A 15,197-nucleotide genomic window follows, 5' to 3' on the forward strand; every position below is an offset into this window, starting at 1 on the left:
ACCTATTACGCCTTTCCTTCAAAAAATTTTTCATGCTACTCTATTATAACACTACTACTCTCTTTTTTTTGATCAAAAAACAAAAAATTCGTCAAAATACTTCTTGAGAATTAGAATAGGCTCGTATTTTCACGAAATTCTGTTAAGTATAAACAAAAAAATAACCCATCTTTCCTAGAAAAGATGGGAATGTTTATTATTTCTTTTTTGGAATCTTTATCGTTATTTGGTAATAGTCATCGAGATCCTGTTCATCTGTTTCAAGGTCGATTCCTGTATCACTTACCATATTCAAGGATTGTCTAATCGTATTCATCGCAATCCTCATGTCTTTATTAATACCTTTCAGTCTTGGTTTTTTTGGAGGCTCTTTATCCTGCATGAGTCGCTGTATGTAAGATTCAGCTTGCTTTACATTCCATTCCTTTTCCAGAATTTGTTGTAAAACCTTTAGTTGAATCTCTTCATCTTTTATAGCTATAAGTGCCCTAGCATGTCTTTCGGTTATTTGCTTATTTAATATTGCTTGATGTACTTCTTCCGGCAATTTTAAAAGTCTCATCTTATTGGCTATCGTTGATTGACTTTTACCTAATCTTTGAGCTAGCGCCTCTTGCGTAAGCTGATGCATCTCTATTAACTTCTCGTAGGCCCTTGCTTCTTCAATCACCGTTAATTCTTCTCTTTGGAGATTTTCAATTAAAGCGACAGAAGCTGTTTCTTTATCTGTCATTTCTCGAATGATGACAGGTACCTTTTCCCAATCAAGACTTTTAGCTGCTCGCCATCTTCTTTCACCAGCAATTATTTCATGAATTCCCTCTTCATCTGATGGGCGGACAACTATAGGCTGAATCATCCCATGTGTTTGTAAGGTTTGAGCTAATTCTTGTATTTTTTCTTCATTAAAAATAGACCTAGGCTGGTACTGGTTAGCTATAATCTTTGAAGTTTCCATAAATACTACTTCGTCTTGTAGTTTAGTAGTTTCTACTGGGTCTAGCTCTAATTCTTCCTCTTCATCTTCTACTTTATCACCTAAACCAAACAATTTGCCAAATGGGTGTAACATAGACAAACACCACCTTTATTTACTAAAGCGAATGATATAAAAATATAATATATAATAATTCCATATTGGATAATGATAGAAAAGGAGAAAAACTTGCTTTCTTCTTATACAAGCAAGTCTACGTAGCTATTTCTTCCTTTATGTTTCACGTGAAACAATTCGTACATAATCTCCCCTTATATTTTATCATAAAAAAATTAAAAGAAGGTAGTAAAATCAATTTTATTTATTTTTATTCTATTGGTGATTTATTCGGTACACCAGGTTTGCGTGGGTATTTTTTTGGTGTTTTTCTTTTTTTCTGGATAAAAATAAGGTTTCGTTCCCCATTGTCATCTGGTAAATCAAACGTCTCCATTCTTTCTACTTTACCACCTAAAAGCTCAATAGCTGAATCCGCATCCTTTAATTCTTGCCCTGCATTTGAGCCTTTCATTGCTATAAAAATGCCGTTTGTACGTGCTAACGGTAAGCACAGCTCACTCAATACTGACATCCTCGCTACAGCCCTTGCAATAACTATATCAAAATGATGTCGGAATTGTTCGTTTCTACCGAATAATTCCGCACGATCATGATAAAAGGAAACACCCGATAATCCTAAATTTGCTGCCAAATGATTTAAAAATCCTATTCTCTTTTGCAAGGAGTCTACAATGGTCACTTTAATTTCTGGAAAACAGATTTTCAATGGAATGCTCGGAAAACCAGCACCTGCCCCTACATCACAAATATGAACCTCCTGATTAAAATCAAAATAAAAGGCTGCCGTAATGGAATCATAGAAATGTTTGACAAATACTTCTTCCTTTTCTGTAATCGCGGTTAAATTCATTTTTTTATTCCACTCAACTAATATTTGGTAGTATTGGTTGAATTGAGCTATCTGATGGTCAGATAGCTCTACTCCATTACTTTTAAGCTGTTCATAAAATTGACTCATATCCATTGACCTAGACTCCTTTTACTAATTTTATTCATTAGATACCTTGGCGACATTCCCTTGTTCAATATAGACGAGCAGGATGGATATATCTGCTGGGTTAACACCTGAAATACGAGAGGCTTGAGCAACCGATAATGGTTGAACCTTTTTAAGTTTTTCTCTTGCTTCCGTAGCAATACCACTTATAGCATCATAATTAATATTTTCAGGTATAAGCTTATTCTCCATTTTCTTCATGCGATCTACTTGTTGATTGGATTTAGCAATATATCCTTGATATTTAATTTGAATTTCGACCTGTTCTTTCACATCTCCTGCCATATCCTTCTCAGACGGACATACTTTTTCGATAACCTCATAGGTAACTTCTGGTCTTTTTAATAGGTCATAAGCTAATATACCATCCTTTAGCCTTGTACCACCTATTTCTTCCATAATGGTTTGAAGTTCCTCCGTTGGTTTTAGTCGAATGCTTTGTAATCGTTCTTTTTCTTCTTGAATTAGCTGTTTTTTCTCTTCGAATTTTTGATAACGTTCCTCCGTAATTAATCCTAGCTTATACCCTATTTCAGTTAAACGCAAATCTGCATTATCATGTCTTAGTAGTAATCGGTATTCCGCGCGTGATGTTAATAGTCGATATGGCTCATTTGTTCCCTTTGTTACAAGGTCATCGATTAACACACCAATATAAGCCTGGGAGCGATCCAGAATTAACGTATCCTTGTCTAACGCCTTAGCTGCAGCATTAATTCCTGCCATAATTCCTTGACCAGCCGCTTCCTCATATCCTGACGTCCCATTGATTTGGCCTGCTGTAAATAAACCAACAATATTTTTCACTTCTAAAGTTGGCCATAATTGGGTTGGTACAACTGCATCATATTCAATCGCGTAACCTGCACGCATAATTTCCGCTTCTTCGAGACCAGGTATGCTTTGTAATATTTCTTTTTGAACATATTCTGGTAGTGAGGTGGAAAGTCCTTGTACATATACCTCTTCTGTATTCCTTCCTTCTGGTTCTAAGAAAATTTGGTGTCTTGGTTTATCATGGAAACGCACAATTTTATCCTCGATTGATGGACAATAGCGTGGTCCTGTACCTTTAATCATTCCGGAATACATGGCGGATAAACCTAAATTATCGTTGATGATTTCATGTGTTTTTTGATTTGTATAGGTTAACCAACAAGGAATTTGATCGACGATTGCTTTCGTTGTTTCATAGGAGAAATGCTCCGGATGTTCATCACCTGGTTGAATTTCTGTTTTACTATAATCAATCGAATGGTTGACAACTCTTGGTGGTGTCCCTGTCTTAAAACGAACAAGCTCAAAGCCCAATTCCTCTAGGTTTTCGGCTAGTTTGACACTTGCCCGCTGATTATTTGGTCCACTCTCATAAGAGATATCCCCGATAATGACACGGCCACGCATAAAGGTTCCTGTCGTAATAATCACGGAATTCGCGCGATAAATGGCCTTCGTTTCTGTAATGACACCCTGACATTTGCCATCCTCTACAATTAGCTTCTCAACCATACCTTGCCTTAAGGTAAGATTTGGCTCTTGTTCTAATGCTTTTTTCATTTCTTGAATGTATAAGGGTTTGTCTGCTTGAGCACGTAAGGCACGAACTGCAGGACCTTTCCCTGTATTCAGCATACGCATTTGAATATAGGTTTTGTCAATTACCTTTCCCATTAATCCACCTAATGCATCGATTTCTCTTACTACAATTCCTTTTGCCGGTCCTCCAATAGATGGATTACAAGGCATAAAAGCAATCATATCTAAATTCATTGTTAGCATTAACGTACTAGCACCGCGTTTGGCTGCTGCATGTGCTGCTTCTACTCCAGCATGTCCAGCCCCTATTACAATTACATCATATTGACCAGCTTCATATGTTGCCATCGCTGATCCCCCTTCTATTTATTATTTCCCTAAACAAAACTGTGAGAACAGTTGATCTATTAGGCTATCCTGCACCGTATCTCCTACTATTTCCCCAAGCAATTCCCAAGCTCGAGTAACATCTATTTGGACTAGATCGATTGGCATATTGGCATCAATCGCGTCTTTTGCATCATCTAGCGCCTTTAATGTTTGTTGTAAAAGTTGGATATGACGGACATTTGAAACATAAGATAAATCTCCAGAATCTAATTCCCCTTCAAAGAAGGTATCAGAAATTGCTGCCTCTAATGCATCAATACCTTTATCCTCTATTAAGGCAGTCGTAATCACCTTTTGTTTACCTGCTAATTGCTCCACCTCTTGTCTGTCAAGCTTTGTAGGTAAATCCGTTTTATTAACGATCACGATATATTCCAGATCCTTAATTGCTTCAAATAGCTTTCTGTCCTCTTCGGTTAATTCTTCTCCATTATTCAGAACCAACAGAATAAGGTCTGCTTGCTTTAATGCTTGTCGAGAGCGTTCTACTCCAATTTTTTCGACAATATCCTCGGTTTCTCGGATTCCTGCCGTATCTACTAATCGGAGCGGAATTCCTCTAATATTGACATATTCCTCAATAACATCTCTTGTCGTTCCAGGAATATCCGTTACAATCGCCTTTGTTTCTTGTACTAAAGCATTGAGTAAAGAGGACTTCCCCACATTTGGACGTCCAATAATTGCTGTTGCAATTCCTTCTCTTAATATTTTCCCTTGCTTTGCCATGCTTAGTAGCTGCTCGACTTCTCGGTATACTTCCTCTGTTTTTTCTCGTAGCATATGATTCGACATTTCTTCGACATCATCGTACTCTGGGTAATCAATATTTACTTCTACATGGGCAACTGTCTCAATTAATTTTTGTCTCAATTGATTCACTAAGGTAGACAGCTTCCCATCTAATTGCTTCAATGCTACATTCATTGCCTTGTCCGTTTTAGCTCGAATTAAATCCATCACAGCCTCGGCTTGTGATAGATCAATACGGCCATTTAGGAAAGCTCGTTTCGTAAATTCTCCTGGCTCCGCTAACCGTGCACCATTTGCAAGAACAAGCTCGAGCAGACGGTTAACCGATGCAATTCCACCATGGCAGTTAATTTCCACTACATCTTCTTTCGTAAAAGTTTTTGGTGCTCGCATCACACTAATCATTACTTCTTCTATTATCTCTTCTTTTATCGGATCTATTATTTTTCCATAATGAATGGTATGGGAGCTCACTTCTACTAAATCCTGACCTTGAAAAATTTTATTAGCTATGGTAATTGCATGTTCTCCACTTAATCGAACTATGGCAATGGCTCCTTCTCCTAAAGGTGTCGATATGGCGGTTATCGTATCTTGCTCCATTATTTCACCTCCTAGTTTCTGTTTTTCATCTATATCAAACGAATATTATTTCCACTCCACTAACTTATTAGAATACCACAAACCATTCCCTCTTGAAAAGATATCCACATTATTTATCCTAAAAATCTTATCAATCAAATTATCCACATGTGTATAACTTTACGTTTTGACAATCTTTAAAAAATATTCCAATAAAGATTATGACTTCCTTCATGACAAAACCCCGATGTTTTCTCACATCGGGGTTTTCATCACTTATTTATTTTTACATCCTGATCATCCGTGAGAAAGCCCTTCACGGATGGAAGTCTCACTTTACCACAGCGCCAACCGTCCGTAATACCTCCACTTGGAGATTTAAGAAGATCATTGAAGCTACATGCAGGCCAACGGACGATAAGCATCCTGATAAGTTTCGCTAACCATCCGTGAGAAAGCCCCCTCACGGATGGAAGTCTCACTTTACCGGTTTGATTACTACGTAACGATTGGGTTCGACTCCGTCTGAATCTGTTGTAATTTTAGCGTTGTTTTGTAAGGCTGTATGGATAATTTTTCTTTCAAAAGACGGCATTGGTTCAATCTTCACATGTTTGCTTGTTTCGATGGCGCGATCTGCTAAGCGATTAGCAAGTTGGATTAACGTTTCTTTTCTGCGGCTACGATAACCTTCAGCATCCACAATGACAGTATAGTATTTATCCGCATACTGATGAATCGCTAATTGCGCCAAATATTGAATGGCATTTAAGGTTTGTCCCCTTTTTCCAATCAATACGGCAATTTTCTCCCCACTTAATTCACAGTTAATGACATTATCAGCAACCGTTATTTCTACGTCTAATTCTTCGTCAAACTCTGCCAAAATATTTTGAATATATTGCTCCAATTTCTCAACTGGATCCTTCTGTATCACAACCTTAACAATCGCAGGCTTTGATCCGAATAAACCGAGTAATCCTTTTTTACCCTCATCAATTATTTCGATGCTCGCTTGATCCTCTGTGATGTTTAACTGCTTTAATGCTGATTGGATCGCTTCATCAACCGTTTGTCCAGTAGCAGTTACTTGTCTCACTTTTTCGTTCCTCCTGTGGCTGCATCATTATTTCTCATCATTGGATTTTTAATTAGTAATGTTTGTAATACCATAAAGATATTACCTACTACCCAATAAAGTGCCAATGCAGATGGGAAAAAGATAGCAAATATCCCGATCATAAATGGCATGATATAAAGCATCATCGTCATTTGTGGCATCATTGAATTTTGTTGTGTTGTCGTTCCAGCCATCATCAGCTTTTGCTGTAAAAAGGTAAATCCAGCCGTTAATACTGGTAAGATGTAATATGGATCTGGTTGGTCGAGCTGGAACCATAAGAAATGGTGACCATCTAATGCACCTGTTCGCATGATCGCATGGTAAAAGGCGATTAATATTGGCATTTGAACAATAATTGGCAAACAACCTGCTAATGGGTTTACTCCGTTCTTCTGGAATAATTCCATCGTTTCTTGTTGCAGTTTTTGCTGTGTTTGCTGATCTTTAGAACTATATTTTTCACGAATTTTTTGTAATTCTGGTTGAATTTGTTGCATTGCCTTTGAGCTTTTCAATTGTTTAATATTTAAAGGTAATAAAATTAAACGAATAATAAGTGTAACAATGACAATCGATAAACCGTATCCATAGTCTGCATGGAAAAACTCGGCAACTTTCACAATTACCCATGATAATGGATAAACAAAATACTTGTTCCAAATTCCATCACTTTCCGCTGTAATCTCTTGATCGATTTCTGTACAACCTGATAAGAATAGTACTAAGCCGATTAGGCCGATTAATACTAGGAGCTTTTTACGCATCTTTCTCCTCCTTAAACTCATAACATATCCTAAAAAGTATTTTATCATGTTATTATTATATACTGCTAAAATTTTAGCAAGGTTTCATAAAAACTTATTAATTAGCTCGAGCATTTTTTAAAAGCTTCGTTTTATAAAGAAGATGCTGGACACTCTTTTTTACCTGATGATAGTCCAGATCCTTCACAGGCTTCCTCGCAATGATAATAATATCATAGGACGATTTAATCTCCTCATCTAATTCTAAAAAAGCTTGTCTTAAATATCTTTTCACCTTGTTACGAACTACTGCATTACCTATCTTCTTACTTACCGATAATCCTATTCGGTAATGCCTTTGATCGTTTTTATGTAAAAAATATATCACTAATTGTCGATTCGCAAAAGAAGCGCCTTTTTTAAAAACATCTTGAAATTCGATATTTTTTTTTATTCGAAAAGCTTTCCTCATAACAACTTGCGCCTCCATCATATCTAACAAACAGATCAGATTCCACTTGCTCATCACATTTTTATTATTCTTAGCATAACATTACTTCCTTATAGTAGAAAAGACCACTGAAATGTCAGTGGCCTATGCAGATAATACTTTTCTACCTTTCTTGCGACGACGAGCAAGTACTCTACGTCCATTTTTCGTGCTCATACGTGCACGGAATCCATGGACCTTTTTGCGTTTACGATTATTTGGTTGAAATGTACGTTTCATTCTATATGCACCTCCCTGAGGAAACTAAAAATCATAACCGAATAGACAGTCCTAATCATTATACTGATAAATAGAAACCTAGTCAATATTTTGTTTCCTTTTTCTCCTCGCAATCTGTTATACAACAAACTTCTGTTATTCTTGTACTATAACACCCGGTTGTGGATAACATTTTTACGTTTTTCTACTTCTTCCCACTTTTGTCGACAAAATATTCACAAGTTTATACCCTGGGGAAAGAAAATACTCACAAATTGTCTAACTTGTGGATAACCTACAATAAAACATTGCAATTATTGCCCTTTTTTGATAATATATATTTGTTTTATACTGTTAATATCTAAATAAGATTCCTTCCTTATCCACAAACTGTGGATAAAATGTGGACAATAATTCACATATTGTATATTACATTATACACATACATGTGGAAAACTGAATTTCAAAGTTTTCCGCTTTTTTATCGGCATAATATTATCCACAACTTATTCTTAAATGAAGGAAAGGAGGTTCCAAATGGAGAATATAGAGGATCTTTGGCAGAATACGCTAGAAATGATTAAGGAAAAAGTGAGTAAGCCTAGCTATGACACCTGGCTTAAAAACACATTAATTGACCAAATCCAAGAAGATACTGTTATTATATCGGCACCAAATGAGTTCACTCGTGATTGGTTGGAATCTAAATATACGAAAATTGTAAAAGAAGTGCTTTATGAGCTTACAGGTGCTGATCTATCTGTTAAATTTATCATTCCAGAATCTGCAGAAATATTAAATGCAGAAGAAACTCAAACGAAAAAGAAGGCGATCATCTCTTCCCAGGGAAATCATACTTCGCCAAAATCAATGCTCAATGATAAATATACCTTTGAAACATTTGTTATTGGCTCTGGTAATCGGTTCGCTCATGCTGCATCTTTAGCCGTTGCTGAGGCGCCAGCAAAAGCATATAATCCACTCTTCATCTATGGGGGCGTTGGTTTAGGAAAAACACACCTCATGCATGCAATTGGACATTATGTTCTCGATCATAATCCATCTGCAAAGGTGGTCTATCTATCATCCGAGAAATTTACGAATGAATTTATTAATTCTATTCGAGATAATAAGGCCGTCAATTTTCGTAATAAATATCGAAACGTCGACGTGCTTCTAATAGATGATATTCAGTTTCTAGCTGGAAAAGAACAAACACAGGAAGAATTTTTCCATACTTTTAATACTCTACATGAAGAAAACAAACAGATTATTATTTCAAGTGACCGTCCGCCAAAGGAAATTCCGACACTGGAAGACCGTTTAAGATCACGCTTTGAATGGGGACTTATTACAGATATTACCCCACCCGATCTTGAAACAAGAATTGCTATACTAAGAAAAAAAGCCAAAGCAGATGGACTTGATATTCCAAACGAAGTTATGCTTTATATTGCCAATCAAATTGATACGAATATTCGCGAACTAGAAGGTGCACTTATTCGTGTTGTCGCATATTCGTCCTTGATCAATCAAGATATAGATGCATCCTTAGCAGCAGAGGCACTGAAGGATATCATTCCTGCATCGAAACCGAAAGTGATTACGATCCATCATATTCAAGAAGCTGTAGGTAAGAGATATCAAGTGAAATTAGAAGAATTTGCTGCCAAGAAAAGAACAAAATCCATAGCTTTTCCAAGACAAATAGCTATGTATCTATCAAGAGAGCTAACTGACTTTTCTTTACCTAAAATAGGGGAAGAATTCGGTGGTAGAGATCATACTACCGTGATTCACGCACATGAAAAAATATCAAAAATGATTGCAACAGACTCCTTATTGAGTAAAGAAATAGACGAGATTAAAGAACAGCTTAAATCTATTTAAAATCTATCATTGTGAACTCTGTGGATAAGTGATGCACAACTATGAACAACTTATTCACATCTGGATAACTCATTTCATTTCGGAAAAACGGTAGTTATCCACATATTCACAGCCCCTATTACTATTATTACTATATTTTATTATTAATAATATATAATATACTTCCTCAAGGAGGATTAAGAATGAAAGTAATTATTAATCAAGCCAAATTATTGGAAAGCATACAACATGTAACCAAAGCCATTTCTTCCAAGACAGCTATTCCTATTTTGTCTGGCTTGAAAATTCAAGCAACACAAAATGGATTAAAATTAACAGGTAGTGATTCTGATATAACGATAGAATCTTACATACCAATGGAAGAAGAAGGAATTCAATTTATTGACGAAATTGAACAAGGAGAAATCGTCGTTCATGCTAAGTATTTTCCAGAGATTATTCGGAAATTACCACAGGATACTGTTCAAATTGAGACGGATGATCATTTACAAGTAACCATCCATTCAGGTAGTGCAGAATTTCATTTGAATGGACAAGACGCTGAGGAATATCCACAAATTTCTCAATTACAGACAGATTCTAGCTTTGAATTACCGATCAACCTATTGAAGAATATGATTAAACAAACCGTGTTTGCTGTCTCCACTTCTGAGACTAGACCGATTTTAACTGGAGTGAACTTACGTGCAGAAGAGGATTTGTTAAAGTTTATTGCTACGGATTCTCATCGTTTAGCTGCAAGTAATATCCCGTTGGAATCTCCCATCGATACTTTTCCTTCTAATCAGGTGGTGATTCCAGGGAAAAGCTTAAATGAACTAAGCAAAATACTAGAGGATACAGAGGAAAAAATCACGATTAGTATTTCTGATAACCAAATAGCTTTCCAAACGGAAAATCTATACTTTTTATCAAGATTACTTGATGGAAAATATCCAGAAACGTCTAGATTAATTCCAGAAGAAAGTAAAACAATAATTCATACTAATACAAAGCAACTCTTACAAACTGTCGATCGTGCATCCTTGTTAGCAAGAGAAAATCAAAATAATGTGATTCGTCTTCAAACAAAAGAAAATAACACTATAGAAATATCTAGTAATTCACCGGAAATAGGAAATGTAGAAGAAGATCTAACGGTAAATACGATCGAAGGGGAAGACTTAAAAATTTCATTTAGTTCGAAATATATGATTGATGCCCTGAAGATCATGGAAACAGATCAAATAAAAATTGAATTTACTGGTGCGATGAGGCCATTTATCCTAAAGCCTGTGGATAATGACCATATCCTCCAGCTTATTTTACCTGTAAGAACCTTTTAAAGAGATTTAAGGGAACAATGTTTAAATTGTTCCTTTTTCTTTTTTGGACAGCTGTACACGATAAAAAAATAATTACCTTTCTTTAGTAAATAGATAACCTTAACGATAACCCTGTGGAAAAATGTCTATGAAATGCCCCACTTATTAGTGTTTCCTTTTCTTACAGCCAAATGTTTAGTAATATAGATAGAAGGGCTATAATAGTTAACGGTAGATTCAATTCAAGTTAACAAAACGATAGTAGAATCGTTTCGAGCTATCTATTGTAGGAAAAGAAGGTGAATGAAAGATGGAAGAAAAAATCGGAATCTCTACAGAATACATTCAGCTAGGGCAATTTTTAAAGCTTGCCAATATTTTAGATTCTGGTGGAATGGTGAAGGTGTTCCTTCAAGAAACTGGAGTCTATGTGAATGACGAATTAGAAAACAGACGAGGTAGGAAATTATATCCTGGAGATACGGTTTATGTTGAGGATATTGGAACCTTTATTGTTGCAGCAGAGGAAAACTAGTGCCATCATTTTCGCTGTGTAAATAAAGTATATAATCTCCGTTTTTCAGTCCATTTGCTATTGTTTGAAAGGACGGCGTCCGCTTTTCTAGCATGTTTCTTTAGAAAGGAAACTCGTATGTATATTCAATCACTTCAATTATTAAATTATCGTAATTATCCCAAATTAACGATAGAATTTGATGATAAAGTTAATGTTTTTATAGGAGAAAATGCTCAAGGTAAAACTAATTTGATGGAAGCTATCTATGTGTTAGGATTTTCGAAATCTCATCGTACAACAAAAGATAAAGAATTAATCCAATGGGAGCAAAATTATGCTAAAATAGAGGGTAGTGTTTATAAACGAAACCGCCAATTTCCGTTAGAGATTTCGATTACGAACAAAGGGAAAAAAGCAAAATTAAATCATCTGGAACAGAAACGTCTTAGTGATTATATTGGGGCTTTAAATATTGTCATGTTTGCACCGGAAGACTTGAATTTAGTAAAAGGAAGTCCACAAATACGAAGGCGTTTTATTGATATGGAAATCGGGCAAATTCAGCCTGTTTATATATATCATCTTGGGCAATATATCAAAATTTTAAAACAAAGAAATCATTTATTAAAACAATTGCAAAAAAAGCAAAAGGTAGACATTACGATGCTACATGTATTGACAGACCAACTGATCGAACATGCAGGAATGATTATCGAAAAACGAATCCATTTCCTTGAACGTTTAAGAAATTGGGCTGCTGATATACATAGTGGAATCAGTCGTAACCTTGAACATTTAGATATTCGATACCAGGCCACCATTGATTTAGCGAATTCCGACCAAAAGGAAGAAATTTTACAGCATTACCGGAGCACGTTCGAAAAAATGGAATCCAAAGAAATCGAACGTGGGACAACCTTAATAGGGCCGCACCGCGATGATTTAGCGTTTTTCGTCAATGGTAAAAATGTACAAACCTTTGGTTCACAAGGTCAGCAAAGAACAACAGCCCTTTCGTTAAAACTTGCAGAAATTGAATTGATCCATCAAGAAATTGGTGATTATCCCATATTATTATTAGATGATGTGTTAAGTGAATTAGATGATTACCGCCAGTCCCATTTATTAGATACGATTGAAGGGAAGGTTCAGACGTTTGTCTCCACGACGAGTGTGGATGGCATTGATCACCAAACATTGAAAAAAGCGGAAATATTCAAGGTTCATGATGGAAATATAACGAGATAAAAGTGGGGATAAAATGTTTATTCATATTGGAGACGACCATGTTATTCAATCTAAAGATGTTATTGCCATTATAGATTATAGCTTAGTCACTTCATCTACCATCAATGAGGAAATGCTACAAGAGTTGAGAAGGGAAAAAGAAATTATTGCAACAGAGGAAGATCTAACGAAAGCGATTGTTATTACAACAAATAAAGTTTATTACAGTCCACTCTCTGTTTTAACACTAAAAAAGAGAGCGAGTATGATCTCTACCATTAGCAAACTAGAAGATTATTCAGAAAACTACGAAGAATCATAAAGTGAGATTTTCATCAGTGGGTGTTCTTCATTCCCACTGATCGTGAGGATAAGTAATATTTTTCCATTATTAATTAGAGGAATGTGGGTGATGGATATGACAATGGAAGAAAAAAGTACAGGACAACAAGTATATGATGCCGATCAGATCCAAGTATTAGAAGGGCTAGAGGCAGTTAGAAAAAGACCTGGTATGTATATTGGTTCTACGAATGAAAGAGGTCTTCACCATCTAGTATGGGAAATTGTAGATAATAGTATAGACGAAGCACTTGCAGGCTACTGTGATCATATCGAGGTTTTTATTGAGAAAGATAATAGTATTACGGTTGTCGATAATGGTCGTGGGATTCCTGTAAGCTTGCATGAGAAGACAGGTCGTCCAGCGGTAGAAACCATTATGACCGTACTACACGCAGGTGGTAAATTCGGTGGTGGAGGCTACAAGGTCTCTGGTGGTTTGCACGGGGTAGGTGCTTCTGTTGTGAACGCACTTTCGACGGAGCTAGAGGTATATGTGCATCGGGATGGAAAAATCCATTATATAAGCTTTAGCCAAGGGAAACCAAAAGAAGATCTTCACGTTATTGGCGATACAGATATAACAGGGACACGCACTAGGTTTAAGCCAGATCCAGAGATTTTTACGGAAACAACGGTTTATCAGTATGATATACTAGCCACTCGTTTAAGAGAATTAGCCTTCTTAAATAAAGGGTTAACTATTTCGATTAAAGATAATCGAGAAGAAGATAAAGAAACGGAAACATTCCATTATGAAGGTGGAATTAAATCATATGTCGAGCATTTGAATCGTTCAAAAGAAGTATTACATGAACCATTCTATGCAGAAAAAGAAGAAGACAACATTCAAGTAGAAGTTGCTTTACAATACAATGAAGGATTTGCTAGTAACATCTATTCTTTCGCGAATAATATTAACACACATGAGGGTGGTACCCATGAATCTGGGTTTAAAACAGGTTTAACACGTGTGATTAATGACTATGCAAGAAAGAATAATTTGTTTAAGGAAAATGACCCGAACTTGTCTGGAGACGATGTGAGAGAAGGTTTAACGGCCATTATATCGATTAAGCATCCTGATCCACAGTTTGAAGGTCAAACAAAGACTAAATTAGGTAATAGTGAAGCAAGGACCATTACAGATGCTTCATTTAGTGAACTGTTTAGTAAGTTTCTATTTGAAAATCCGAATACCGCGAGAATAATAGTAGATAAAGGTCTGATGGCCTCACGAGCTAGAATTGCTGCGAAGAAAGCAAGAGAATTGACTAGAAGAAAAGGGGCATTAGAGGTTTCTAATCTTCCAGGTAAATTAGCGGATTGTTCTTCTAGAGATGCTTCGATCAGTGAGCTTTATATCGTAGAGGGGGATTCGGCAGGTGGTTCAGCTAAACAAGGAAGAGATAGACACTTCCAAGCAATTCTCCCGTTACGAGGGAAAGTACTCAATGTGGAAAAAGCTAGACTAGATAAAATATTATCCAATAATGAAATTCGTACCATTATTACTGCATTAGGGACAGGTATTGGTGAGGAATTTGATATCACGAAGGCTCGTTACCATAAAATTATCATTATGACAGATGCTGACGTTGATGGTGCTCACATTCGTACACTATTGTTAACCTTTTTCTTTCGTTTTATGCGACCATTAATTGAGCATGGCTATGTTTATATTGCACAGCCACCACTCTATCAGGTAAAACAAGGAAAGGCGGTTCATTACACATATAGTGACAGGGAGTTGGATCAATTATTGCAGGAATTACCAGGACAACCGAAGCCAGGAATCCAGCGCTATAAAGGTCTTGGAGAAATGAATGCAGAACAGCTTTGGGATACAACGATGGATCCAGACACAAGGACATTACTTCAAGTCAATCTAGTGGATGCAATGGATGCCGATCAAATTTTTGATATGTTAATGGGTGATAAGGTAGAGCCGCGGCGTAATTTTATTCAAGATAATGCCGTATATGTCAAAAATCTAGATATTTAAGGTTTAGCAATAACGAGATGTT

14 protein-coding genes are annotated in these 15,197 nt (G+C 36.2%); 6 read left to right on the top strand and 8 right to left on the bottom strand.

The genetic code is table 11. The features are described 5' to 3' along the window. Positions 1-196 precede the first annotated feature (196 nt). The 8 genes from noc to rpmH all read right to left on the bottom strand — a co-directional run bounded on the left by noc (position 197) and on the right by rpmH (position 7,911). Positions 197-1,072 carry a nucleoid occlusion protein gene (noc, locus tag ACZ5R4_RS13360; RefSeq protein WP_054860832.1) on the bottom strand — a complete coding sequence of 292 codons (876 nt, stop codon included), beginning with the start codon at positions 1,070-1,072 and terminating at the stop codon, positions 197-199. A gap of 232 nt (positions 1,073-1,304) precedes the next feature. After that, entirely contained in the window at positions 1,305-2,021 is a 717-nt protein-coding gene (rsmG, locus tag ACZ5R4_RS13365; protein WP_109983442.1) for a 16S rRNA (guanine(527)-N(7))-methyltransferase RsmG, read from the bottom strand. 24 nt (positions 2,022-2,045) lie between these two features. Continuing rightward, complete coding sequence (gene mnmG / locus ACZ5R4_RS13370) at positions 2,046-3,938, bottom strand: tRNA uridine-5-carboxymethylaminomethyl(34) synthesis enzyme MnmG (protein WP_464367496.1); 1,893 nt, start codon at positions 3,936-3,938, stop codon at positions 2,046-2,048. 21 nt (positions 3,939-3,959) lie between these two features. Then, entirely contained in the window at positions 3,960-5,336 is a 1,377-nt protein-coding gene (mnmE, locus tag ACZ5R4_RS13375; protein WP_464367497.1) for a tRNA uridine-5-carboxymethylaminomethyl(34) synthesis GTPase MnmE, read from the bottom strand. Between the two features lie 457 nt (positions 5,337-5,793). Then, positions 5,794-6,414, bottom strand: coding sequence for an RNA-binding cell elongation regulator Jag/EloR (gene jag, locus ACZ5R4_RS13380; protein WP_054860834.1), 621 nt, complete (start codon positions 6,412-6,414; stop codon positions 5,794-5,796). Then, positions 6,411-7,202: a YidC family membrane integrase SpoIIIJ gene (gene spoIIIJ / locus ACZ5R4_RS13385; RefSeq protein ID WP_054860835.1), complete on the bottom strand. Its 792-nt coding sequence runs from the start codon at positions 7,200-7,202 to the stop codon at positions 6,411-6,413. Before spoIIIJ ends, jag begins: the two co-directional genes overlap by 4 nt. Before the next feature lie 97 nt (positions 7,203-7,299). Then, positions 7,300-7,653 carry a ribonuclease P protein component gene (rnpA, locus tag ACZ5R4_RS13390; RefSeq protein ID WP_054860836.1) on the bottom strand — a complete coding sequence of 118 codons (354 nt, stop codon included), beginning with the start codon at positions 7,651-7,653 and terminating at the stop codon, positions 7,300-7,302. A gap of 123 nt (positions 7,654-7,776) precedes the next feature. Continuing rightward, positions 7,777-7,911 (bottom strand): 50S ribosomal protein L34, encoded by a 135-nt coding sequence (gene rpmH, locus ACZ5R4_RS13395; RefSeq protein ID WP_054788573.1) that lies wholly within the window; start codon positions 7,909-7,911, stop codon positions 7,777-7,779. Positions 7,912-8,427: 516 nt separating this feature from the next. On the opposite strand from rpmH, the gene dnaA reads away from it, so the two are divergent. From dnaA to gyrB, 6 genes are all read left to right on the top strand, one after another. Continuing rightward, positions 8,428-9,780, top strand: a complete 1,353-nt coding sequence (gene dnaA, locus ACZ5R4_RS13400; protein WP_109983445.1) for a chromosomal replication initiator protein DnaA — start codon at positions 8,428-8,430, stop codon at positions 9,778-9,780. A gap of 182 nt (positions 9,781-9,962) precedes the next feature. Then, positions 9,963-11,105 (top strand): DNA polymerase III subunit beta, encoded by a 1,143-nt coding sequence (dnaN, locus tag ACZ5R4_RS13405; RefSeq protein ID WP_054860837.1) that lies wholly within the window; start codon positions 9,963-9,965, stop codon positions 11,103-11,105. A 289-nt stretch (positions 11,106-11,394) separates the two neighbouring features. Beyond that, a complete protein-coding gene (yaaA, locus tag ACZ5R4_RS13410) occupies positions 11,395-11,619 on the top strand; it encodes a S4 domain-containing protein YaaA (RefSeq protein ID WP_054860838.1) in 225 nt (74 codons plus the stop codon). Between the two features lie 117 nt (positions 11,620-11,736). Further along, positions 11,737-12,849, top strand: a complete 1,113-nt coding sequence (recF, locus tag ACZ5R4_RS13415; protein WP_054860839.1) for a DNA replication/repair protein RecF — start codon at positions 11,737-11,739, stop codon at positions 12,847-12,849. A gap of 13 nt (positions 12,850-12,862) precedes the next feature. Further along, on the top strand, positions 12,863-13,150 hold the full coding sequence (remB, locus tag ACZ5R4_RS13420; RefSeq protein WP_109983447.1) for an extracellular matrix regulator RemB: 288 nt from the start codon (positions 12,863-12,865) through the stop codon (positions 13,148-13,150). A gap of 102 nt (positions 13,151-13,252) precedes the next feature. After that, positions 13,253-15,175, top strand: a complete 1,923-nt coding sequence (gene gyrB / locus ACZ5R4_RS13425; RefSeq protein ID WP_219987216.1) for a DNA topoisomerase (ATP-hydrolyzing) subunit B — start codon at positions 13,253-13,255, stop codon at positions 15,173-15,175. Positions 15,176-15,197 lie beyond the last annotated feature (22 nt).

This window comes from Gracilibacillus sp. JCM 18860, from assembly GCF_055395245.1.